This is a genomic window from Streptomyces sp. NPDC059534 (assembly GCF_042743475.1).
Taxonomy (GTDB): Bacteria; Actinomycetota; Actinomycetes; order Streptomycetales; family Streptomycetaceae; genus Streptomyces.
The window spans coordinates 56,076-78,326 of the sequence record NZ_JBHWAQ010000018.1 but is presented as its reverse complement, the minus strand read 5'-3'; the positions used below and the strand labels follow the sequence as shown (position 1 = coordinate 78,326).

Sequence of the window (22,251 nt, the reverse complement as noted above, 5' to 3'; positions counted from 1 at the left end):
CCGCGTCAGATTTCGAAGGGCTTCTGATCTGGTGAAGCTGCGGGATTTGGGATGCTGCGTGGGCTGCACGACCCGGGGGACGGCCCGAGGCGAACGGAGTGAATCGGCACTGCGGTTACTTCGTTACTACGGGTACTGCGGGGGTACTTCGGGGTACTGCCGGTGGTGCGGCTCCCCCGGTGGTGCCGGTGGTACCGGCCTCGCGGGGGTTGCTCCGGGCGGTGCGAGCGGGGAAGTGTGACGTTCCTGGGAGGCACGCACCGCCCGGAGAGTCCTACAGCGTGCCGGTGAGCGCCTCGGGGCGGACCGGCGTCTTGTTGAGCTCCAGGCCCGTCGCCGCCCGGATCGCCGCGAGGACGGCCGGGGTGGACGACAGGGTCGGGGCCTCGCCGATGCCCCGCACGCCGTACGGCGCGTTGGGGTCGGCCAGTTCGAGGTAGTCGACCGGGATGGTCGGCGTGTCGAGGATCGTCGGGATCAGGTAGTCCGTGAAGGAGGGGTTGCGCACCTTCGCGGTCTTCGGGTCGACGATGATCTCCTCCATCACCGCGACGCCCAGGCCCTGGGTGGTGCCACCCTGGATCTGGCCGACCACGGAGAGCGGGTTGACCGCCTTGCCGACGTCCTGGGCACAGGCCAGTTCGATGACCTTGACCAGGCCCAGCTCGGTGTCGACCTCCACCACCGCGCGGTGGGCGGCGAAGGCGTACTGGACGTGGCCGTCGCCCTGGCCGGTGACGAGGTCGAATGCCTGGGTGGGGCGGTGCCGCCACTCCTCCTCGACCTCCACGGCCTGGTCCTCCAGGACGTCCGCGATGGTGGCGAGGGCCTCGCCGCCGTCGGTGACGACCTTGCCGCCTTCCAGGAGGAGTTCGGCGTTGGCCCACGCCGGGTGGTACGTGCCGAACTTGCGCCGGCCGATCTCCAGGACCTTCTCGCGGACGATCTCGCAGGAGTTCTTGATGGCGCCGCCGGTCATGTACGTCTGGCGGCCCGCGGAGGTCGAACCGGCCGAGCCCACCTGGGTGTCGGCGGGGTGGATGGTGACCTGCTGGACGCCGAGCTCGGTGCGGGCGATCTGCGCGTGGATGGTGACACCGCCCTGGCCGACCTCCGCCATGGCGGTGTGGACCAGCGCGACGGGCTCGCCGTTGATGACCTCGAGACGGATCTTGGCGGTCGAGTAGTCGTCGAAGCCCTCGGAGAAGCCGACGTTCTTGATGCCGACCGCGTAGCCGACGCCTCGCACGACGCCCTCGCCGTGCGAGGTGTTGGACAGGCCGCCCGGCAGCGCGCGGACGTCCGCGCCCTCGCCGGCGGTCTCCCACTGGCGCTCCGGCGGCATCGGGCGGGCCTTGACCATGCGGAGCAGCTCGGCGACCGGGGCCGGCGAGTCCACGACCTGGCCGGTCGGCATGATCGTGCCCTGCTCCATGGCGTTGAGCTGGCGCAGCTCCACCGGGTCCATGCCCAGCTTCGCCGCGAGCTTGTCCATCTGGGCCTCGTAGGCGAAGCACGCCTGGACCGCGCCGAAGCCGCGCATGGCGCCGCAGGGCGGGTTGTTGGTGTAGAGGCCGATCGCCTCGATCTCGACGTCGTCGATGACGTACGGGCCGACCGAGAGGGAGGAGGCGTTGCCGACGACCGACGCCGTGGACGAGGCGTAGGCGCCGCCGTCGAGCACGATCTTGCACTTCATGTGCGTGATCTTGCCGTCCTTGGTGGCACCGTGCTCGTAGTAGAGCTTCGCCGGGTGCCGGTGGACGTGCCCGAAGAAGGACTCGTACCGGTTGTAGACCATCTTGACGGGCTTGCCGGTGCGCAGGGCGAGCAGCGAGGCGAGGATCTGCATCGAGATGTCCTCGCGGCCGCCGAACGCTCCGCCGACGCCCGCCATGGTCATACGGATCTTCTCCTCGGGCAGGCCGAGGCAGGGGGCGATCTGCTTGAGGTCCGAGTGCAGCCACTGGGTGGCGACGTACAGGTCGACGCCGCCGTCCTCGGCCGGTACGGCGAGGCCGGACTCGGGGCCGAGGAATGCCTGGTCCTGCATGCCGAAGGTGTACTCGCCCTTGACGATGACGTCGGCCCGCTTGGCGGCCTCGTCGGCGTTGCCGCGGATGATCGGCTGGCGGTGCACGATGTTGGGGTGCGGGACGTGACCCGAGTGGTGGTCGTCGCGGCCCTCGTGGACCAGGATCGCGTCCGGGGCGGTGGCCGATGCCTCGTCCGTGACGACCGGGAGCTCCCGGTACTCGATCTTGATCTTGGCGGCGGCGCGGCGGGCGGTCTCCGGGTGGTCGGCGGCCACGAGGGCGACCGGCTCACCGTGGTGACGGACCTTGCCGTAGGCGAGGACCGGGGTGTCCTGGAACTCCATGCCGTAGTTCTTCGCGGCCGGCAGGTCCTCGTGCGTCATGACGGAGTAGACGCCGTCCATCGCGAGGGCCTCGGAGATGTCGATGGACACGATCTCGGCGTGCGCGAGGGTGGACCGCAGGACCTGGCCCCACAGCATGTCCTCGTGCCACATGTCCGAGGAGTAGGCGAACTCGCCGGTGACCTTGAGGGTGCCGTCGGGGCGGAGCGTGGACTCGCCGATGCCGCCCTTGACGTGGTTCTGGGTGACGTCGCGGGGGATGCCCGTGGTGGTGCCAGCCATGATCAGACCGCCTCTCCCTGACGGGCGGCCGCGAGGCGGACCGCGTCGAGGATCTTCTCGTAACCGGTGCAGCGGCAGAGGTTGCCGGAGAGCGCCTCGCGGATGTCCGCGTCCGTCGGGGACGGGTTGCGCTCCAGCATCTCGTCGGCCGCGACGAGCAGACCGGGGGTGCAGAAGCCGCACTGCACGGCGCCGGCGTCGATGAACGCCTGCTGGATGGGGGAGAGTTCGATGCCCTCTCCGGTCTGGGAGTCCTGACCGGGCTTGGCCTCCCACTTCTTGGCGGCGTCGATCGAGGTGCCGCACGCGCCGGTGGAGCAACTGGCGTGCTCCGCACGCTCCTTGGCGAAGTCGGCGAGGCCCTCGACCGTGACGACCTCGCGGCCCTCGACCTGGCCGGCGGCGACGAGACAGGAACAGACCGGCACACCGTCGAGGCGGACCGTGCAGGAACCGCACTCGCCCTGCTCGCAGGCGTTCTTGGAGCCGGGCAGGCCCAGGCGCTCACGCAGGACGTAGAGGAGGGACTCGCCCTCCCAGACGTCGTCGGCTTCCTGCGGACGACCGTTGACCGTGAAATTGACGCGCATGTTATGCAGCTCCCTCAAGCGAGCGGCCGGTGCCGCGGTACTGCTCCCAGGTCCAGCCCAGCTGGCGGCGGGCCATGATTCCGACGGCGTGGCGGCGGTACTTGGCGGTGCCGCGGACGTCGTCGATCGGGTTGGCGGCGCCCGAGCACAGGTCGGCGAACTGCTTCGCGATCGACGGGGTGATGATCTTGCCGTTGTCCCAGAAACCGCCCTCTTCCAGGGCCGCGTTGAGGAAGTCCTCGGCCGCCTTGGCGCGGATCGGGGTCGGTGCGGCGGAGCCGATGCCGGTGCGGACCGTGCGGGTCTCCGGGTGCAGGGCCAGGCCGAAGGCGCAGACCGCGATGACCATCGCGTTGCGGGTGCCGACCTTGGAGTACTGCTGGGGGCCGTCCGCCTTCTTGACGTGGACGGTCTTGATGAGTTCGTCGGGCTGCAGCGCGTTGCGCTTCACGCCCGTGTAGAACGCGTCGATCGGGATGAACCGGCTGCCGCGCACGGACTCGACCTCGACCTCGGCGCCCGCGGCGAGCAGGGCGGGGTGGGCGTCGCCGGCGGGCGAGGCGGTGCCGAGGTTGCCCCCGACGCCGCCGCGGTTGCGGATCTGCGGGGAGGCGACCGTGTGCGAGGCGAGCGCCAGACCCGGCAGCTCGGCCCGCAGGTTCTCCATGATCCGGGTGTACGGAACGGAGGCGCCGAGCCGGACGTTCTCCTCGCCGACCTCCCACTCGCTCAGCAGCTCGATACGGTTCAGGTCCAGGAGGTACTCGGGCCGCCGGTGGTCGAAATTGATCTCGACCATGATGTCGGTGCCACCCGCAATGGGCACGGCCGTGGGGTGCTCGGCCTTGGCGGCGAGCGCCTCCTCCCAGCTGGCGGGGCGAAGGAAGTCCATGGTGGCTCTCTTCTAGTGATTCCGGTTCGGGGGGCGAGCTAGCGGGTCCGGGAAGACGGCCGGCCCTCGTCATCGTGTTCATGTGCTGTTCACGCGGTGTGTGGCCTAGTACACAAGCCACGATCGCCCGGGTGCAGTCACCGAAAACATGAAGGAGTTGGCTGGTGCCCTTCGTCGTCTTGTAGATTCGAACGAAAGGCGGGGAACAGAAACCTCGCCGTTTCCCCCTGGAAACGGTGGCACCACCCCACCGTCGACAACGGGACACCCACCACCCACCCACGAAGGAACGGCGGCGACACGATGCGGCTGCGCGCACTGCTGGAGAACGACGCGCTCGGGCTGCGCCTGCTCGGCGGCGAGGACGAGCTGGACCGCACCGTCCGCGGCGTGATGACGACGGACCTCAAGGATCCCAGCCGGTACCTTTCCGGCGGCGAGCTGGTCCTCACCGGCCTCGCCTGGCTGCGGGAGCCCGCCGACGCCGAGCCCTTCGCCCGGATCCTGGCCTCGGCCGGGGTCGCCGCCCTGGCCGCGGGCGAGGCGGAGCTGGGCGACATCCCCGACGCCCTCGTAGCGGCGTGTTCACGCCATCGGCTGCCGCTCTTCGCGGTCAACGAGTCCGTTGCGTTCGCGACGATCACCGAGCATGTCGTTCGACAGGTCTCCGGCGAGCGGGCGGGCGACCTGGCCGCCGTCGTGGACCGGCACCGGCGCCTCATGACCTCGGGACCGGCGGGCGGCGGCCCCGAGGTCGTCCTCGACCTGCTCGGCTCCGACCTGGACCTGCGGGCCTGGGTCCTCTCCCCCACCGGCCGCCAGATCGCGGGCGCCGGCGAGCCCCTCGAAGGCGGCCTGGCCGCCACCCTGGCCGGTGAGCACCTGGCGGCGACCCGGACCGGCCGGCGCGGCCCGCACCGGCTGAACGCCGCCGGAGCGACGTACTCGCTCTTCCCGATCCGCAACACCGGCCGGGGCGCCGCCCCCGCCTCCCGGGACGTGCGCGAGACGGTCCTGTCGGACTGGCTGCTCGCCGTCGAGGCGGACGCCGGGGACTGGCCGGCCGCGCGGCTCGACCTGCTCCAGGGCGTCACGCAGCTGATCGCCGTCGAGCGGGACCGCCGCGACGCGGCCCGTACGGTACGCCGCAGGCTGGCGCAGGAGATCCTGGAGCTGGTGCAGACGGGCGCCGCGCCCGCCGAGATCGCGGCCCGCCTGCGGGTCGCCGCCCCGGTGCTGCTGCCCGGGCTCGGCACGACCCCGCACTGGCAGGTGGTCGTCGCCCGCGTGGAGTGGGAGCAGGAGGGCGGTCAGGGCTCCGCGGTGGACGGCGGGCCGGTCGCCCAGGCGCTCCTGGAGGAGATCCTCGTCGACCCGGCGACCGTGGGCGCCGAGTCCGCCGACCGGATCGCCGTCGCGCACAGCGGCGACGAGGCGATCGCGCTGGTCCCGCTGGCCGCGGGCCCGCTCCCGGACAGCGAGGACGAGGGCCCGGCGACCGCGCTCGGCCTGCACGCGGACGCCCTGCTCGCCGCCGTACGGGCCCCGCTCTCGGCGGGTCTCGCGGACGACGGGCGCCTCACGCTCGGTGTCAGCGCGGCCGTGCACTCGGCGGAGGGGCTCCGCGGGGCCCTGGAGGAGGCCCGGCACGCCCGCCGGGTCGCCGCCGCCCGTCCGGGCCGGGTGTGCGCCGCCGGCCACCACGAGCTGGCCTCGCACGTGCTGCTGCTGCCCTTCGTCCCGGACGACGTCCGCCGGGCGTTCACGGCCCGGCTGCTCGACCCGCTGCGCGACTACGACCGGCGTCACCGGGCGGAGCTCATCCCGACCCTGGAGGCGTTCCTCGACTGCGACGGTTCCTGGACGCGCTGTGCGACGCGGCTGCACCTCCACGTGAACACGCTGCGCTACCGGGTGGGCCGCATCGAGCAGCTCACCGGTCGTGATCTCTCCCGTCTGGAGGACAAGCTCGACTTCTTCCTGGCCCTGCGGATGAGCTGATTCCGCACGACTCGGATTCACCCTTTCGATGGAGTCCGAAGGAGTGACGTCCGGGCTGGTGGGGGCCCGTCGGCCGGGACCGCCGACGGGCCGCGCAGGGGCCCGATCCCGGGCCCGGCGGCGATCTGACGGCCTGTCGCCGAGGGTCCGGACGGCGGTGGTCACACCACCGGGACTCTTGTGAATTCTTTCACCTGACCCCTATGCCAGGTGCTGCCCATGTGCTGAGATGCGGGTCTACTCAACAGCTCAATGGCGCGCTCGGGGAGGGCAATGTGGCGGATACCGCCATGTCTGGTTCCGAATCAAGGGGTGGCGAACATCCGTCCCTCGCCTATGGCAAGGAGACACCTGTGGAGACCGCCATATGGCGTCTCCGCTCCCGCGGCTGCTGGACGGACGCGGCCGCGCTGCTCGTACCGCACGCGGCCGAACCCGCCGCCGCACTCGAACGGGCCGCGCTGCTCATCGAGCGCTGCCTCTACACCGAAGAGGGCTGGGCCGACGCCGAGGACGCGCTCAGGGCCGCCGAGGCGGTCGCCAGGACCGACGAGGAACGCGGGGCCGCCGCCTGCGAGCGCGGCTATCTCGCCTACGCCTCCACCCTGTTGGGGGTGCGCGACCGGGCCGACGAGGCGCGGATGGCGCTCGGCCGGGCGGCGGCGCTGATCGGCCCGGACGCCGAGGGCCGGCCGCTGCTCGACTTCCGGCGCGGGCTCATCGCGCAGAACCTCGGCGACTCCCCGCAGGCGGCCCGTGCCGCGTACAGCAGGGCGCACGCCGGGGCGACCGCGCTGGGCGACTCGCTCCTGCTGTCCTTCACCTGGCGCCATCTCGCCGGACTCGCCTTACGCGAGGGCGAGTTGGCGGAGGCGCGGCACGGCTTCACCGAGTCGCTGCGGATCCGGGAGGAGCTGGGCTACCTGGTCGGTACGGCCCCGGCGCTCACCGCCCTGGCCGATGCCGAGACCGAACCGGAGGCCGGCCGGCTGCGCGCGGAGGCCCGTCGCCTCTTCCACCTCCTCGGCGGGGTCCCGACCTGGCTGTCGGCCCAGCTGATGCCGAGGCCGGCGACCTGAAATCCCCTGCCCCGCAGCCCTGGTGACGATCCATCGGCCGCGAGGTGAACCGGGCGGCCCCGTGCCGCGGTCGGGCGCCGGATCCGACCGCGGTACGGGGCCGCCCCGTAACTCCCTTGCTTTTCCTACGACTTGGGGGCGAGACAGATCAGGCTCTCGTCGGTTCCGACGACCAGGGATCCCGCCCCCGTGACCGCGACGGCGCGGATCGGGGGGCCCGGGCGGAAGGAGAGCGTCGGGCCGCCCTCCGGCCGGTGCAGTTCGACCAGGCCGTCGGCCCAGGCCGCCGCGACGAGGGGCCCGTACGGGGTCTCCGTCGCGTGCAGGGAGACGACCGGGGACGGGCGCTCGGCGAGCGGTTCGGGGCGTGCGTCGCGGCCCGGGGTCCAGAGCCGCACCGTGCCGTCAGCGCCGCCGGAGCAGACGAACGGCGTCTCGGAGTCGACCGCTGAGACCGCCGTGACCCGTCCGCTGTGCGAGGCCGACTGGTACAGGCCGGTCAGACCGAAGGCGTGCACGGAGCCGAGCCGGTCCCCCACCACCACGGAGCCCGCGATCGCCGCGAGGGCCGTCCCCGGGTGCCGGGCCAGCGTCGCCGAGACGGCCTCGGTGAGCCGCTCCAGGTACGGGGCGCGGGGCGTCGTCCCCCGTACGGTGTGCAGCCTGCCCCGGTCGTCGAGGAGCAGCACCGTGCCGTCGGGCGCGGGCGCGAGCGCGGTGACCCGGCCGGGCACCGTGTGCGCCAGGCGTCCGCCCGGGCTCGCGTCGGCCTCGTGGAGCAGCCGTACGGTGCCGGTGCGGTCGCCGACGAGCAGCGTCCCCTCCAGCGGCCCGCCGGCCGAGCCGAGGACGGTGACCGGACCCGGCCAGGGCGGGGTGAGGTCGCCGCGGTGGCGGGCCCATCGGAGCCGCCAGGGCGTGCCCTCCGCGAGCTCGGCCAGGGCCGGGCGCAGGCGGGGGTCGGCCCCGTCGCCGAGGGCGGCGAGCAGCACCAGCGCCCGTTCCGCCGGGCGTTGCCCGCGGCACAGCGACTGTCCGGCCCGCATCCAGGCGGCGCGCAGCCCGCCGTGGTCGTCGGCGCCGCCCTCGCCGGGGAGGGCGGGGGCCTCGGGTCCGTCGAGGGTGCCGGGCACACCGGCGGGAGCGGCGCCGGTGACGTAGGCCGCGGTGACGAGGACCGGGTCGGCCACGCAGACCGCCACCGGATCGGAGAGGTCCGGCGCCGGCCGGGCCGGCGGCTCCGCGGGCACGCCGTCGCCGGGTACGGGGTCGCCCTCCAGCTCCACCAGCGCGACCCGGCGTTCGGCGCGCAGCACGCCCGGGGCCGGGGTGCCGCTCCGGGCCTCGACCACCAGGCGGACCCTGCCCACGCCCGCGAGCTCACCGATGAGCCGGGTGATCCCGGCCGGTTCGGCCGCCGCGTGGAGGTCCGTCAGGAGCAGCACGGCGCGGCCCGCGGGCCGTGCCTCGCTGATCGCGAGCGCGTCGACGAGGTCGCCGGGCGACCGCGCCACCACGCCGAGGCGGTCGGCGATCGTCCAGGCGGCACCGAGCACGCTCTGTCCCGCCAGGGGCACCAGTACCCGCGCGGTGCGGCGGCGCGGCCGCCCGGCCCTCGGGCCGTACGCGGCGAACCAGCCGAGGAGCGCCGTCTTGCCGCTGCCCGGCGGACCGGTCACGACGCAGAGCCGGGGCGCCTCGGGGTCGGTCAGCCAGCCGAGCAGCGCCGCGGCCTCGGCTTCCGTACCGGCGGCGGGCCGGCGTCCGTCCCACGCCGGGGACGGGGTCGCGGACGGCATGGGGCACCTCACGGGCGACACGGTACGGGCGGGCTGACGCCCCCGACTTTAGTCGCCCCGGCGGCCCGCGGTGCCTTGTCGATCAGGCCCGATCACGAAGATGCCCGGGGCCGCCGACGAGACCCCCGCGGTCCTGTCCCGAAAGCACCTCCGTCCGAGGAGGTGTCGGTCAGGACGGCCCCTCGGCGGAGCGCACGGCCGACGCGGTCGACGCGGTGCGCGGGCGCACCCGCATGCGCAGGTCGCGCAGCTCGAGCGTCACGGCCGCGACGAGGCGCCCCCGGTGGCCCGGCACGTGCTCCAGGCGCCAGCGGGCGGCGATGGTCGCGAGGGCGAGGGTGGCCTCGACCATGCTGAAGGAGTCGCCGATGCATGTGCGGGCGCCCGCGGCGAAGGGGAGGAAGGCGTGCCGGGGCGGCTGGGGGTGCGGGGAGGCCCGGCGATCGGGGTCGAAGGCTTCGGGATCGTGGTGAAAGGTCGGGCCGGTGGTGGAGGAGGCAGGGGCTGTAGGCGACGCTGGTGTCAGGTTGACGGCCGGCGGTCTAGCCATCCGATCCCGCGAAGTGCTCCCGTACGAGCGCCTGGACGACGGTGAGGTCCTGGGCGATGAGGGCGTCGAGGAGGGCGGTGTGTTCGGCGGCGTCGGCGACGAGGTCGCCGTGGCGCAGGACGGGCGCGCTGATGAGGGGCCACTGGGAGCGGCGGTGGAGGTCGTCGGCGACGGCGAGCAGCTGCTCGTTCCCGGCGAGGGAGAGGACGGCCCGGTGGAAGGCCCGGTCGGTCTCGGCGTAGTGGGCGCGGTCGCCGCGGGCGGCGGCGGCCGAGGTCGCCTCGGCCAGCGGCCGCAGCTCGGCCCAGCGGACGGCCGGCACGGTGCGGGCGAGCCGCAGCATCACGGGGACCTCGATGAGCGCGCGGACCTCGGCGAGCTCGGCGAGTTCGCGGGGGGTGCGCTCGGTGACGCGGAAGCCGCGGTTCGGCACGACCTCGACGGCGCCCTCGACGGCGAGCCGCTGCATGGCCTCGCGGACGGGCGTCGCCGAGACGCCGAAGCGTTCGGCGAGCGCGGGAGCGGAGTACACCTCGCCGGGCACGAGCTCGCCCCCGACGAGGGCGGTGCGCAGCGCGTCGAGGATCTGGCCGCGCACGGAGTGCCGCCGTACGACCCGGGGCGCGGGGGCCGCGGGCTCGTGGTGCGGGTCCTCGCCGTGGGTGTGCTCGCCCCGGGCGCCCGGGACGTCGCCCGTCCGCGTGACTCCCCGGGCGTACGCCGCCCCGCGGGTGTAGCGCTCGTCGCGGACGTACTCCGCCGCACGGGCGTACTCGCCGAGGTCCGCGCCGCGGGCCGGCCGATCCGTGCCGAACTCCCGGTCGGGGGCGGTTCCGCGGCCCTGTTCCGGTACCCGTGCGGAGTCGCCGAAGGGCGGGGACGGTCGGTCCGTCGCCCGCTCGCGCGCTGCGCCCTGCTCCACCCGGGTCCTCCTGGGGCCTCGTGCCGGGCCCGGCTCGCGTGGCCCGGGTCCTCTGTGCACCATAGGCGAACGGACCGGCCTCACGGGTGCCCGGGCCGCTCCGCGGGTGGGGTGGCCCGCCGGTGGTGAGAGGTGATCCCGAATCGGGTAAGGTAAGGCTAACCTGCCTACGATCGCGATTCGGTGGTCCGCATGACCGTCCCCGCCTTGTTGCCCGCTCCCCCCGCCTCGCCCGTCGCGGCCTCCTACGCGCGACTCACCGAGGCGTTCTCCGGCCTGCGGATAGAGGAACCGGCCCGGGGCGAGCGGCTGCCGCGAGGTGCGGGCTGGGTCGGCGCGGACGAGCTCGCGGCCGGAGGCCCGGCCCTCGACGCCTTCCTCGCCTGGGACAACGCGCAGGTGCTCCGCGACTACGGCGCCCAGGCCCGCCCCGACGTCGTCGCGAGCTTCGGACTGCACCGCTACGCCTGGCCGGCCTGCCTCCTCGTCACCGTGCCCTGGTTCCTGCACCGCCGGGTCCCCCGGCTGCCCGTCCGCAACGTCTCCTTCCAGCGCGCGCTCGGCCGGATGTCGGTCCGGGTGGACGAGTTCGCCTGCCTGCCCGGGGATCCGGCGGCCACCCTGCCCGGCGCCCGGGTCGTCGCCGACGAGGAGGCGCTGCGGGCCGAGGTCCGCGCCTCCCTCGCCGAGCACTTCGAGGCGGTCCTCGGCGGCTTCGGCCCCCGGATGAGGCGCGGCCGCCGCGCCCTGTGGGGCATGGCCACGGACGAGATCGTCGAGGGCCTCTGGTACATCGGCGCCCTGCTCGGCGAGGAGCGGCGGGCGATGGCCGAGCTCGACCTCCTCATGCCGGGCACCGCCAAGCCGTACGCCGGCGCCGCGGGCTTCCGCGAGCTGCCCGGCACCGAGGACGCCGACGGCGCCCCCCGCGCCACCCGCGACCGGGCCGCCTGCTGCTTCTTCTACACACTGCGCCCCGAGGACACCTGCCTCACCTGCCCGCGCACCTGCGACGCCGAGCGGGTCCGCCGGCTGACCGCGACCGCCTGAGGCGCCCAAGTGGTTACGCCACCCGCACGGGTGGCGTAAATCGAACTCGATTCCCCTTGCCTGTACGTGCGTTCGAGCAGATCGCACCTATTCGTATGCCCTGGGGCCCCGATGGCGTGCTCTTGCCCGGAAACCACTTGAGCGCCGCACGGGGTCGGCCAGTATGGGCCGCCAAACGCCCTACTGCGATGCAAGGGACACCGCATGAGACTGACCGACATATCGCTGGACTGGCTGCTTCCGGGCGGCGTGATGGTGGCCGGAGTCCTGACGGCGGTGGCGGTGCTCGCGCGCGGGAAGCGCGCCGGTGACCAGGCCGCGGCCGAGGACTCCTGGGAACGCAGCGAGGAGCGCCGCAGACGCAAGGAGGCGGTCTACGGCACCGCGTCCTACGGCCTCCTCTTCTGCTGTGCCGCGGTCGCCGCGGCGCTCTCCTTCCACGGGCTGGTCGGCTTCGGCCGACAGAACCTCAACCTCGTCGGGGGCTGGGAGTACCTCGTCCCCTTCGGGCTCGACGGCGCGGCCATGTTCTGCTCCGTCCTCGCGGTCCGCGAGGCCAGCCACGGTGACGCGGCCCTCGGTTCGCGCCTCCTGGTATGGCTGTTCGCCGGAGCGGCGGCCTGGTTCAACTGGGTCCACGCGCCACGCGGTCTGGGCCACGACGGCGCCCCGCAGTTCTTCGCGGGCATGTCCCTCTCGGCGGCGGTCCTCTTCGACCGGGCGCTGAAGCAGACGCGCCGGGCGGCGCTGCGCGAGCAGGGCCTGGTGCCCCGCCCGCTGCCGCAGATCCGGATCGTCCGGTGGCTGCGGGCTCCGCGGGAGACCTTCGCCGCCTGGTCGCTGATGCTCCTGGAGGGCGTGCGGACGCTCGACGAGGCGGTCGACGAGGTCCGGGAGGACCGGCGGGAGAAGGAGCAGAACCGGCTCCGCCGGCGCGACCAGGTCAAGCTCGACCGGGCGCGGCTCAAGGCGATCAACCGTCAGCACCGTGCCTTCGGGCGGGGCGGCGGCCGCCAGGTCGAGGTGGCGGCGCTCAACGCCGCCGCCGGTCCGGGCCCGGGTACGGGCTCCGGTTCGGGCTCCGCGACGGCCGCCGTGCAGGCCGCCGTCGCGGAGCCCGCCATAGCGGACCCCGGACAGCTGCCGCTTCGACCCCGGCCCTCCCTGCAAGCCGTGAGGGGCGCTGAGTCCCGTACGGCCGATTCCCGCTCGGTGGACTCCCGGACGGTGGACCTCACCGCCGAGGACGACACCCAGACGCTGCCCCGGCTCGACTCCCTGGAGCGCAAGCTCAAGGATCTGGAGCAGCAGTTCGGCTGAGCGCGGGTTCCGTGGAAACCGCGTGAACGGTGGGGCCGCCTCTCAGGCGGCCCCACCGTTCAGTTCGAACCACACGACCTTCCCCACGCCGTTGTCCTCGACCCCCCAGGAGTCGGCCAGGGCCTGGACGAGGACGAGTCCCCTGCCGTGCGTGCCGTCCTCGGCGGGCGGTGCGTGCGGCGTCTCCAGACCGGGCACGAAGTCCCGGACCTCCACCCTGAGCTGCTCGGGGACCACCGTCGCCGTGACGACGGCCCCGTGGTCGGTGTGGACCAGCGCGTTGGTCACCAGTTCGCTGGTGAGCAGCTCGGCCACGTCGGAGGCGCCCGGTCCGCCCCATTTCCGCAGCAGTTCACGCAAGGCATGCCGCACCTCCGGCACCGCGGTGAGATCCGCGCCTCCCACCTTCCTGAGCAGTTGAGTCGGCTGTCGCGCCTCCCCGGCCATATCCCCCACCAAGCGTCGTCGAACAGGCTCACGGGGATGCATGCCCCACCGGGGCGCCCGCATTCCCTCAGGGGCGGGGCACGTTCCGCAGGTTGGAGCGGGCCATCTGGAGCATCCGGCCCACGCCGCCGTCGAGGACGATCTTCCCGGCGGAGAGGGCGAAGCCGGTCACCATCTCGGCGCTGATCTTCGGCGGGATGGAGAGCGCGTTCGGGTCGGTGACGACGTCGACCAGGGCCGGGCCCTTGTGCCTGAAGGCGTCCTTGAGGGCGCTCGCGAGCTGCTTGGGCTTCTCGACCCGGACGCCGTACGCGCCCGCGGCGCGGGCGATGGCGGCGAAGTCGGGGTTCTTGTTCGTCGTGCCGTACGAGGGGAGTCCGGAGACCAGCATCTCCAGCTCCACCATGCCGAGCGAGGAGTTGTTGAACACGACCACCTTCACCGGCAGGTCGTACTGGACCAGGGTGAGGAAGTCGCCCATGAGCATGGAGAATCCACCGTCGCCGGAGAGCGAGACGACCTGGCGGTTCCGGTCGGTGAACTGGGCGCCGATGGCCTGCGGAAGCGCGTTCGCCATGGAGCCGTGGGTGAACGAACCGATGATCCTGCGCCGCCCGTTGGGCGAGAGGTAGCGGGCCGCCCAGACGTTGCACATGCCGGTGTCGACGGTGAACACGGCGTCGCCGTCGGCGAGTTCGTCGATGACGGAGGCGACGTACTCGGGGTGGACGGGGACGTGCTTCTCGACCTTGCGGGTGTACGCCCTGACGACGCCCTCCAGCGCGTCGGCGTGCTTCTTGAGCATCTTGTCGAGGAAGCGCCGGTCGGTCTTGGCGCGGACGCGCGGGATGACACAGCGCAGGGTCTCGCGCACGTCTCCCCAGACGGCGAGGTCGAGCCGGGAGCGGCGGCCGAGGCGCTCGGGCCGGACGTCCACCTGGACGATCTTGACGTCGTCGGGCAGGAAGGCGTTGTACGGGAAGTCGGTGCCGAGCAGGATCAGCAGGTCGCACTCGTGGGTGGCCTCGTAGGCGGCCCCGTACCCGAGCAGTCCGCTCATGCCGACGTCGTACGGATTGTCGTACTGGATCCACTCCTTGCCGCGCAGGGCGTGGCCGACGGGCGACTTGATCCGCTCGGCGAACTGCATCACCTCGGCGTGCGCCCCCGCCGTGCCGCTGCCGCAGAAGAGCGTCACGCGGTCGGACGCGTCGATCATCCGTACCAGGGCGTCGATCTCGTCGTCGCCGGGGCGGACGGTGGGCCGGGTGGTGACGAGCGCGGAGCCCGACACCTTCTCCGGGGCCGGCTGGGAGGCGATGTCGCCGGGGAGCGAGACGACGCTGACGCCGCCCCGGCCGACGGCGTGCTGGATCGCCGTGTGGAGCAGCCGGGGCATCTGCTGCGGGTTGGAGATGAGTTCGCTGTAGTGGCTGCACTCGCGGAACAGCTGGTCGGGGTGGGTCTCCTGGAAGTAGCCGAGGCCGATCTCGCCGGACGGGATGTGCGAGGCGAGGGCGAGGACCGGGGCCATGGAACGGTGGGCGTCGTACAGGCCGTTGATGAGGTGCAGGTTGCCCGGCCCGCAGGAGCCGGCGCAGGCGGCGAGTCCGCCGGTGATCTGGGCCTCGGCGCCGGCGGCGAAGGCCGCCACCTCCTCGTGCCGCACCTGGACCCAGTCGAGCTCGGGGGTGCGGCGGATGGCGTCGACGACCGGGTTCAGGCTGTCGCCGACCACTCCGTACAGACGGCGGACCCCCGCGCGCACGAGGATGTCGACGAACTGTTCCGCCACGTTCTGTTTGGCCATGGCTCCATCAACACACGGCCCGGCGCGTTACGCCTCCCAGACGGCCACCCCCGTGCGGTCGTCGGCGTAGCCGGTGACCCTCAGCTGGGTGTCGGCGAGGAAGGCGGCGAGGCCGGGCGGTTCCCCGGCCGCCCAGCGGTCCGCGAGCGCGTGCGCGAGGGCGGGTTCGCCGCGCATCGGTTCGGCGAGGCCCGGGGAGGCGAGGAGCAGCGTGTCGCCGGGGCGGGCCACGGAGGCGCGGAAGCGGAACGGCTCGGAGGGCGGCGGCACGGGATCCTCGACGAGGGGCCCGGGGGCGGTGGTGATGCCGAGGTCCATGGTGAGCCGGTCGCCCTCCTCGGTCGCCTCCGGAGCGGGCGGTGGCGGTGAGCCGAAGCCGAGGACGGGCGCGCCGACCGCGGCGGGTTCGGGGAGGAGCGGTTCGAGGTCCTGCCAGGAGCCGTCGCGGAGCCGGAAGAGACCGCCGCCGCCGATTCCGAAGAAGACCCGGGTGCGGCACTCGGGGTCGGCGGGGACGAGCAGGCAGCGGAGGGTCGCGGTGTACTCGTCGGGGGCGAGGCCCCGCTCGGCGGCGCGGGCCCTGAGCTTGCCGTAGGTGCGGTCGGTGAGCCGGTGCAGTCCGGACTTGAGGTCGCCGCGGCGGCCCGACCTGATGTCCTCGGAGAGCCGGGCGTGGCTGCGGCACACGGCCTCGGCGATCCAGTGGCAGGCGTCGGCGGCGGCCAGGTGGGCGTCCTCGGCGGCGCGGGAGCCGGCGGCCACGGCGACGAGGACGAGCGCGGCCTCGTCGTGGCCGAAGCGGGCGGTGAGCAGGGCGTCCCTGCGGGGTTCGCCCCGGTAGCGGGCGGAGTCGCCGCGCGTGGAGGCGGCCCGCAGGGTGCAGGTGCCGTAGCGGGCGCCGTCGAGGACGGTGTCGGCGACCAGTTCGGCGATCTCGCCGGGGCGGGCGACGGGCATCGCGGTGGGCTCGGCCTCGTAGGTGGGCGGTCTGCTCCCGACGAAGCCGGTGCGCGGCCGGGGCAGGTCCACGGGCACGGAGACCTCGACCGTGAGATCGGCGTCGGTGTCGGTGCGGCCGATGTCAGTGCGACCGGTGTCGATGCGGCCGGTGTCGATGCCGGTCCTGGGGTCCCCGGCGCTCTCGGTGCCGGTCCGGGGGTCCGGGCCCGCGTCGGGTTCCGGGGGCACCGGGATCCGGACGGTGGGTGCCTCGACCGGCGGGGCGGCCGGGGACGGTGGAGCCGGGAAGGTCCGGGGACCCGTCTCGGGCACCTCCCAGGGCGCTCGTCCGGGCCCGGCGGGCGTCACCGGGCCGGGCGGTGGCGCCGGGTCCGGTGGGACCGTCGTGGCGCGGGCCGCCGTGTCGAAGTGGTCGTCGAGCGTGTCACCCGTGACCGTCGGGGCCGTGTCCGGCGCCGCGTCGTCGTAGAGCTTGTCCCACCAGTTGTCCCCCTGCTGAGTCATGCCCTTATTGTCCACCGCGCACGGCGTCCGAAAACGGGACATCAGGAAAACCGTTGCTGCAAATGGGTGATCCGCCGGGCGGCCCCACCCCCCACGGGAAGGACGCCCGGCGGACCGGCGTGATCAGCGCACGTCGTAAGCGCGGACCACGGTCTGGGTGACGGAGTTGCCGTTGGCGTCCGTCAGTTCGGTCCTCAGCGTGACCTGCTTGCCGGTCACGCCCGCGTGGTTCACGGTCGCGGTCCAGCCGCCGCCCTGCTGGGAGACCCGCGCTTCGGTCCAGGTCGTTCCCCCGTCGTAGGAGTACGAGAGCCTGGCCGAGGTGAGCGCAGCGGGTGTGTAGCCCGCGTGACCCGTCGCGGTGAGGCCGATCTGCTGGCCGTCGGTCGCGGCGAGGGTCTTGAGTCCGTCCTCCGGAAGGTTGTACCGGGGGAAGAGAATCGGGATGCCCTGAGAATAGACGCTCTCGTCAAGCTTGGAGGTGAATTTCCACACCGAGTTGACGGAGGTGGAGCGCGCCCACACCTTGCTGCCGATCTTCATGGTGTTCTGTTCGAGCGTGTACGTCCCGGCTTCGGCCGGTACCTCGAAGACACCGAACGGCCATCCGCTCTCGCCGAGGACCTCACCGTCGCGGCTCAGCCTGACGTTGCCGATGTCGCCGAAGGAGCCGGGAACGGCGTAGTGGGTGCCGTCGCCCCACATGGCGTTCGCGAAGCCGATGAGGTTGCCCTGGCGCTCCGACACGAGGACGGGCCGGCCGGCCGTGTCGCGCGGGGCGGTGGGGGCGATGACGCCGTCGTACCAGTTCTCGGCGCGCTTCTCGCCGGCCTGGTAGGTGCGCGGGGTGGCGAGCATGATCTCGCCGAAGGGGAAGCTGCTGCCGACCATCGGCTCCCAGGCCGTGTCACCGGCCGAGTAGTACTCGGTACGGGTGCCGGGCGCGGGGACCGTCTCCAGCGAACCGAAGCCGATGCGGAGGCCGTTCGGGCGGCGCGCGCCCGGGAACTCCGGGAAGTCGGTGGCGATGCCCGCGGAGCCGTAGGTGGCGTCGGTGCGGCCGAGTTCGGTGTCGCGGACCCGGTAGGTCCGGTCGTCGCGGATCGCTCCGGTCTCGGGGAAGGCGAGGTTGTAGACGTACGGGCTCTTCGCGGTGGCCTTCCAGGCGAGGGTGACCTCGCCGGCCGCCAGCCTGCCTCGGAGGGCGGTCGCCTCGTCGGCCGGGACGGAGAGGACCGGCAGTCCGAGACCGGTGAAGCCTCCGCTCGGGTACCAGCGGCCGGGGGTCGAGTGGTACGCGACGACGGCGACGGCGCCGGCGGCCTTGGCGTTGCGGGCGAGGGTGCCCGCGCTGGTGGTGTCGTCCGCCAGCCGGACGAGGGCGATTCGGCCCTGGACCCCGGCGGCCGCGAGCTCCTCGGGGGTGCCGGTTCCGGCGTCGACGAGACGGGCGGAGCCGGTGCCGTCGAGGTTGTCGGAGGCGATGGAGGCGGTGAGCGGGTGCAGGGTCAGGCCGTCGGCGGTGCGCAGCGAGGTGATCTGCGGGGCGGCGGAGCGCCAGTAGCTGCCGAACTCGAAGTCGCCCTCGTCGGCCCTGCCTTCGACCGAGGCGTAGTAGCCGCGGATGGTGCGGGGGCCGGCGGCGGTGCCGGCGTGCAGCCAGAAGTCGTCCCAGGAGCGGGCGAACGCGAGGGTGGCGCCGCGGAGTTCGGACGTCTTGTCGGTCTTCACGGACAGCTTGTGGGCCTTGCGGGCGTCGAGGACGACCGTGGTGTCCTTCTTCAGCTCCAGCTGCGGGCGGCCGAGGTAGCTGAGCGAGTCGGTCAGCTTGGCGCCCTCGCCCGCGTCGGGCGTGGTGACGAAGGAGGAGAGGAAGTAGCTGCCCGGGCGCAGGCGGTAGACCTGGTCGGCGGCTCCCTCGTTGAAGCGGCGCTCGCCGCTGGCGTCGTCGGTGCCGATGACGTCGAGGGAGGAGGCGCCGGTGGCCGGGTTGCCCTGGCGGTCGACCAGCTTGACGCGGAGGGTGACCGTCTCGGGCTCGACGTAGAGCGAGAACGGGGTGGAGACGTGGACGCCGCCGGGGCCGGTGGCGAGGACGCGGCCGGTGACGTCGCCGTACTGGGCGCGCTCCAGGCGGGCGTCGGGGGCGATGTCCAGCGGGACCTGGACGGTGGCGCCGGCCGGGACGGTGACGGTGCGCGCGCCGAGGTGTGCGACGGCCGACCGGACGGCGGAGCCGTCGTTGCCGGTGACCTTCTCGACGGCGAGCTTCAGCGTGACGGGGGCGTCGGAGGTGTTGGTGTACGGGACGGAGACCGTGGTGCGGTCGCTCCTGTCCTGCGGCCAGGCGAAGGTGCCGCCCTGGACGGCGGGGGCGCCGAGGACCGTCTGGTCGATCGCGGCCTTGACGTCGAGGCGGCCGCCGCCGACCTCGCGGACGTCGCCGGGGAGGTCGCTCTCGGCGGAGGAGACGAGGGCGGCCTTGACCTGCTGGGCGGTCCAGTCGGGGTGGCGCTGCTTGACGATGGCGGCGGCGCCCGCGACGTGCGGGGTGGCCATCGACGTGCCGGACATGGACTGGTAGGCGTACACGCCGCGGCCGCCGGCCGCGGCGGCGGAGATGCCGACGCCGGGCGCGGCTATCTCGGGCTTGAGGGTGTGGTGGACGGTCGTCGGGCCGCGGCTGGAGAAGTACGCGGTGGAGTCGTCGCGGTCGGTGGCGCCGACGGTGAGCACGCTGGGCGCGCAGCCGGGCGAGGAGACCGTGTTGAGCGTCGGTCCGGAGTTGCCGGCGGCGATGACGAACAACGTGCCCTTGTTCCGGGCGAGTTCCTCGGCCGCGACGCTCATCGGGTCGGTGCAGTCGGTGGGGACGGTGCTGCCGAGGCTCATGGAGACGACGTCGGCGCCCTGGGCGACGGCCCACTCCATGCCGGCGATGATCCAGGAGGCGGCGCCGGAGCCGGAGTCGTTGAGGACCTTGCCGTTGAGGAGCTGCGCGCCGGGCGCGACGCCCTTCTTCCGGCCGCCGCTCGCCGCGCCGGAGCCGCCGACGGTGGAGATGGTGTGGGTGCCGTGGCCCTGGTGGTCGTCGGCGGTCTCGGAGTCGGTGAAGTTCTCCGAGGCGGCGATGCGGCCCTTGAGGTCGGGGTGTTCGGCGTCGGCGCCGGTGTCGAGGACGGCGACCTTGGTGCCGGTGCCGTCGTAGCCGGCGGCCCATGCCTCGGGGGCGTGGACCTGCTTGGTCGACTGCTCCAGGGTGGCCTGGACCTTGCGGTCGAGCCACAGCTTCCGGAGGCCGGAGGCGGAGCGGGCGGCGGGGGCGGAGACCTCGGCCCAGAACGTGGCGGCCTGCTTCTTCTCGGCCGTGAGGGCGACGCCGTCGACGGCCTTGAGGACCTGGCCGCGCCGGGCGCCGCGCGGGGCGGCGGGGACCGAGCGGGCGAGGTCGGAGCCGTAGACCGCGATGAGCGGGAGCGTGGTGGTGGACGCGTCGTCGTAGCCCTGGCGGACGAGCCCGGTGACGTTGAAGAGTTCCTCGTCGACGCGTCCGGCGGCGAGCGCGGCGGTGGCACCCTCGGGGTAGACGTACAGGTCCTGGCCGGAGCGGCGGGTCTGGACGAGTGGCACGGTGCCGTCCTCGCGCGGCAGGACCGTGGCCGCCGGGTCGCCCGCGGCGTCGCGGGTGACCAGGACGCGGTCGCCGGTGACCAGGGTCACCGTGGCGGCCCGGCCGGCCCCCTCCCCGGCGCGGGCCGAAGCCTCGCTGCCGACCAGCGGTCGCTTGGCGGTCGTGCTGTCCTGCGGCTCATTCGCCATGGACGGCGCGACCGCGGTGACGGCCAGGACGGCGGCGGTCGCCGCCCCCAGGGCCGTACGCGAAATCGGGCGCATCGCTCTCCCCATCTGAATCCGGAAAAAGGGCGCAAAAGGCCCTTCTCCGAAGGCTGTTGGTGCTGCGGTGGCGCCACATTGGCAGAGGTGAGGGCGGTACAGGGATGATGGGCGAGGCGGGAATGCGCCGTGGCCGTTTCCCGCCAGGTCACCAACGGAACGAATGCCTCCGGTGAACGTCCCGGGAAGATCCGGAGCGCCCACCGCAGGTACGGCGAGGGGTGGGGCATTCATGCTGGGAGCGATAGGACTCGACGAGCGCCAGGAGTCCGCGTACCGCGCGCTCGTCGCGCTGGGCGCGGCCGAGGTCACGGACCTCGCCCACCGGCTCGCACTGCCCGAGCAGGAGACCGAGCGGGCCCTGCGCCGTCTGGAGTCCCAGGGGCTCGCCGCCCAGTCCTCGGCCCGCACCGGGCGGTGGGTGGCGGCGCCGCCCGGGGTGGCGCTGGGCGCGCTGCTCACCCAGCAGCGCCACGAGCTGGAGCAGGCGGAGCTGGCGGCGGCGCTGCTCGCCGAGGAGTACCGGGCGGAGGCGGCCGCCGTCGCCGTGCACGACCTGGTGGAGGTGGTGACCGGCGCGAGCGCGGTCACCCACCGCTTCCTCCAGCTCCAGCTGGGCGCCACCGAAGAGGTCTGCGCGCTCGTCACGGGCAAGCCGATCGCGGTCACCGGCCTCGAGAACGACGCCGAGGAGCAGGCGGCCGGGCGCGGGGTGCGCTACCGGGTGGTGATCGAGCGCGAGGTGCTCACCCTCCCCTCCGGGTTGCTCGAACTCTCGGCCGCGCTCGGCCGCGAGGAGCTCATCCGGGTCGCCGACCGCGTCCCCACCAAGCTGGTGGTCGCCGACCGGTCCCTGGCGATGGTCCCGCTGACCGGGCGCGGCGCGGAGCCGGCGGCGATCGTCGTGCACGCGAGCGGGCTCCTCGAATCGCTGATGGGCCTCTTCGAGTCGGTGTGGCGCGAGGCGCTGCCGCTGCGGCTCGGGGCGGGCGCGCAGATCACCGAGGACGAGGCGCCGGGTCCGGACGTGATGGACCTGGAGATCCTCTCCTTGCTGCTGGCCGGGATGACCGACGCGAGCGTGGCCAAGCAGCTGGACCTGGGACTGCGGACCGTACAGCGCCGGGTGAAGGGGCTGATGGAGCTGAGCGGGGTGACGACCCGCCTCCAGCTCGGCTGGCACGCGTACGAGAAGGGGTGGGTGGCCCGCGGCTGACGCCGGGGCGTATGGGAAGGTGAGCGGCCGGTTCCGCATACACCCCCGGGACGCACCCCGTCCGGGATTCACCCCAGGAGCACCCCCCATGAACGGAAGGCGCCGCCGCGCCCTGCTCGCCACCGTCCACCCCCTCCTGGAGCCCGGCGAGCGGGTCGAGGTGACCTGCGTCGTGAACCTGAGCAGCGTCTCCGTGCGCCGGACGGCGGCGTTCGCGGTGGCCTCCGCGATCGCGTCCGGCGGCTCGATGGCGGTGATACCGACGCCCGTGCCGATGTACCTGACGATGACCGACCGGCGGATCCTCGTCCACCGGGCGGACCCGGTGTTCGCCAAGCCGGTGGAGCACATCCTGACCGTGGCGCGCGCGGGCCTCGTCCGCTCGGAGATCAAGGAGCGGTACGTCAACTCCTCCTTCGTCGTCTCCCCGGCCGGGGGCGGGGAGGGCCTGAGGCTCCTCTTCCCGCTGCTCGCCCGCAAGGAGCGGGACCTCGTGGCCGCCGCCCTGCCCGTCGCGCGCTGACGACCCCGGGCCCGGGTCCGTACCCCGTCCGC

At 73.4% G+C, this 22,251-nt stretch carries 16 protein-coding genes; 6 read left to right on the top strand and 10 right to left on the bottom strand.

Features of this window, described 5'->3' with window-relative positions; genetic code table 11:
- Positions 1-274: 274 nt before the first annotated feature.
- From ACFVZH_RS21760 to ACFVZH_RS21750, 3 genes are read right to left on the bottom strand one after another with little or no spacing between them, the layout of a single operon-like run.
- The gene (locus tag ACFVZH_RS21760; protein WP_384899287.1) at positions 275-2,662 is read right to left on the bottom strand and encodes a xanthine dehydrogenase family protein molybdopterin-binding subunit; all 2,388 of its coding nucleotides are present in this window, start codon (positions 2,660-2,662) and stop codon (positions 275-277) included.
- A 2-nt stretch (positions 2,663-2,664) separates the two neighbouring features.
- On the bottom strand, positions 2,665-3,252 hold the full coding sequence (locus ACFVZH_RS21755) for a (2Fe-2S)-binding protein (protein ID WP_384899285.1): 588 nt from the start codon (positions 3,250-3,252) through the stop codon (positions 2,665-2,667).
- A 1-nt stretch (position 3,253) separates the two neighbouring features.
- Positions 3,254-4,144, bottom strand: a complete 891-nt coding sequence (locus ACFVZH_RS21750) for an FAD binding domain-containing protein (RefSeq protein ID WP_384899283.1) — start codon at positions 4,142-4,144, stop codon at positions 3,254-3,256.
- A gap of 303 nt (positions 4,145-4,447) precedes the next feature.
- Here ACFVZH_RS21750 and ACFVZH_RS21745 point away from each other — a divergent pair, with 303 nt between their 5' ends.
- Both ACFVZH_RS21745 and ACFVZH_RS21740 read left to right on the top strand, forming a co-directional pair.
- Entirely contained in the window at positions 4,448-6,145 is a 1,698-nt protein-coding gene (locus tag ACFVZH_RS21745; protein ID WP_384899282.1) for a PucR family transcriptional regulator, read from the top strand.
- 290 nt (positions 6,146-6,435) lie between these two features.
- Positions 6,436-7,224 (top strand): hypothetical protein, encoded by a 789-nt coding sequence (locus ACFVZH_RS21740; RefSeq protein WP_384899280.1) that lies wholly within the window; start codon positions 6,436-6,438, stop codon positions 7,222-7,224.
- Positions 7,225-7,349: 125 nt separating this feature from the next.
- Here the strand turns inward: ACFVZH_RS21740 and ACFVZH_RS21735 are convergent, their stop codons facing one another.
- From ACFVZH_RS21735 to ACFVZH_RS21725, 3 genes are all read right to left on the bottom strand, one after another.
- On the bottom strand, positions 7,350-9,023 hold the full coding sequence (locus tag ACFVZH_RS21735) for a hypothetical protein (RefSeq protein ID WP_384899278.1): 1,674 nt from the start codon (positions 9,021-9,023) through the stop codon (positions 7,350-7,352).
- Positions 9,024-9,192: 169 nt separating this feature from the next.
- The gene (locus tag ACFVZH_RS21730) at positions 9,193-9,573 is read right to left on the bottom strand and encodes a cytochrome P450 (protein WP_384899276.1); all 381 of its coding nucleotides are present in this window, start codon (positions 9,571-9,573) and stop codon (positions 9,193-9,195) included.
- A complete protein-coding gene (locus tag ACFVZH_RS21725; RefSeq protein WP_384899275.1) occupies positions 9,566-10,495 on the bottom strand; it encodes a GntR family transcriptional regulator in 930 nt (309 codons plus the stop codon). Before ACFVZH_RS21725 ends, ACFVZH_RS21730 begins: the two co-directional genes overlap by 8 nt.
- Positions 10,496-10,687: 192 nt before the next feature.
- On the opposite strand from ACFVZH_RS21725, the gene ACFVZH_RS21720 reads away from it, so the two are divergent.
- Together ACFVZH_RS21720 and ACFVZH_RS21715 are read left to right on the top strand one after the other, a co-directional pair.
- Positions 10,688-11,545, top strand: a complete 858-nt coding sequence (locus ACFVZH_RS21720; RefSeq protein WP_384899273.1) for a (2Fe-2S)-binding protein — start codon at positions 10,688-10,690, stop codon at positions 11,543-11,545.
- Positions 11,546-11,749: 204 nt separating this feature from the next.
- Complete coding sequence (locus ACFVZH_RS21715; RefSeq protein ID WP_384899271.1) at positions 11,750-12,865, top strand: DUF2637 domain-containing protein; 1,116 nt, start codon at positions 11,750-11,752, stop codon at positions 12,863-12,865.
- 42 nt (positions 12,866-12,907) lie between these two features.
- Here the strand turns inward: ACFVZH_RS21715 and ACFVZH_RS21710 are convergent, their stop codons facing one another.
- From ACFVZH_RS21710 to ACFVZH_RS21695, 4 genes are all read right to left on the bottom strand, one after another.
- Positions 12,908-13,354: an ATP-binding protein gene (locus ACFVZH_RS21710; protein ID WP_384899269.1), complete on the bottom strand. Its 447-nt coding sequence runs from the start codon at positions 13,352-13,354 to the stop codon at positions 12,908-12,910.
- Between the two features lie 25 nt (positions 13,355-13,379).
- On the bottom strand, positions 13,380-15,122 hold the full coding sequence (locus tag ACFVZH_RS21705; RefSeq protein WP_384899268.1) for a pyruvate dehydrogenase: 1,743 nt from the start codon (positions 15,120-15,122) through the stop codon (positions 13,380-13,382).
- A gap of 27 nt (positions 15,123-15,149) precedes the next feature.
- Positions 15,150-16,586 carry a protein phosphatase 2C domain-containing protein gene (locus tag ACFVZH_RS21700; RefSeq protein WP_384899266.1) on the bottom strand — a complete coding sequence of 479 codons (1,437 nt, stop codon included), beginning with the start codon at positions 16,584-16,586 and terminating at the stop codon, positions 15,150-15,152.
- Between the two features lie 123 nt (positions 16,587-16,709).
- Entirely contained in the window at positions 16,710-20,480 is a 3,771-nt protein-coding gene (locus tag ACFVZH_RS21695) for a S8 family serine peptidase (RefSeq protein ID WP_384899264.1), read from the bottom strand.
- A gap of 232 nt (positions 20,481-20,712) precedes the next feature.
- On the opposite strand from ACFVZH_RS21695, the gene ACFVZH_RS21690 reads away from it, so the two are divergent.
- Both ACFVZH_RS21690 and ACFVZH_RS21685 read left to right on the top strand, forming a co-directional pair.
- The gene (locus ACFVZH_RS21690; RefSeq protein ID WP_384899262.1) at positions 20,713-21,696 is read left to right on the top strand and encodes a helix-turn-helix domain-containing protein; all 984 of its coding nucleotides are present in this window, start codon (positions 20,713-20,715) and stop codon (positions 21,694-21,696) included.
- An 88-nt stretch (positions 21,697-21,784) separates the two neighbouring features.
- Entirely contained in the window at positions 21,785-22,219 is a 435-nt protein-coding gene (locus ACFVZH_RS21685) for a hypothetical protein (RefSeq protein WP_384899260.1), read from the top strand.
- Positions 22,220-22,251: the final 32 nt, after the last annotated feature.

Coding starts and splice junctions, on each gene's coding strand:
- ACFVZH_RS21700 (WP_384899266.1), bottom strand. CDS start 16,586: ATGACTCAGCAGGGGGACAACTGGTGGGACAAGCTCTACGACGACGCG.
- ACFVZH_RS21720 (WP_384899273.1), top strand. CDS start 10,688: ATGACCGTCCCCGCCTTGTTGCCCGCTCCCCCCGCCTCGCCCGTCGCG.
- ACFVZH_RS21710 (WP_384899269.1), bottom strand. CDS start 13,354: ATGCATCCCCGTGAGCCTGTTCGACGACGCTTGGTGGGGGATATGGCC.
- ACFVZH_RS21745 (WP_384899282.1), top strand. CDS start 4,448: ATGCGGCTGCGCGCACTGCTGGAGAACGACGCGCTCGGGCTGCGCCTG.
- ACFVZH_RS21685 (WP_384899260.1), top strand. CDS start 21,785: ATGAACGGAAGGCGCCGCCGCGCCCTGCTCGCCACCGTCCACCCCCTC.
- ACFVZH_RS21740 (WP_384899280.1), top strand. CDS start 6,436: ATGTCTGGTTCCGAATCAAGGGGTGGCGAACATCCGTCCCTCGCCTAT.
- ACFVZH_RS21735 (WP_384899278.1), bottom strand. CDS start 9,023: ATGCCGTCCGCGACCCCGTCCCCGGCGTGGGACGGACGCCGGCCCGCC.
- ACFVZH_RS21750 (WP_384899283.1), bottom strand. CDS start 4,144: ATGGACTTCCTTCGCCCCGCCAGCTGGGAGGAGGCGCTCGCCGCCAAG.
- ACFVZH_RS21695 (WP_384899264.1), bottom strand. CDS start 20,480: ATGCGCCCGATTTCGCGTACGGCCCTGGGGGCGGCGACCGCCGCCGTC.
- ACFVZH_RS21755 (WP_384899285.1), bottom strand. CDS start 3,252: ATGCGCGTCAATTTCACGGTCAACGGTCGTCCGCAGGAAGCCGACGAC.
- ACFVZH_RS21730 (WP_384899276.1), bottom strand. CDS start 9,573: ATGGCTAGACCGCCGGCCGTCAACCTGACACCAGCGTCGCCTACAGCC.
- ACFVZH_RS21760 (WP_384899287.1), bottom strand. CDS start 2,662: ATGGCTGGCACCACCACGGGCATCCCCCGCGACGTCACCCAGAACCAC.
- ACFVZH_RS21690 (WP_384899262.1), top strand. CDS start 20,713: ATGCTGGGAGCGATAGGACTCGACGAGCGCCAGGAGTCCGCGTACCGC.
- ACFVZH_RS21705 (WP_384899268.1), bottom strand. CDS start 15,122: ATGGCCAAACAGAACGTGGCGGAACAGTTCGTCGACATCCTCGTGCGC.
- ACFVZH_RS21715 (WP_384899271.1), top strand. CDS start 11,750: ATGAGACTGACCGACATATCGCTGGACTGGCTGCTTCCGGGCGGCGTG.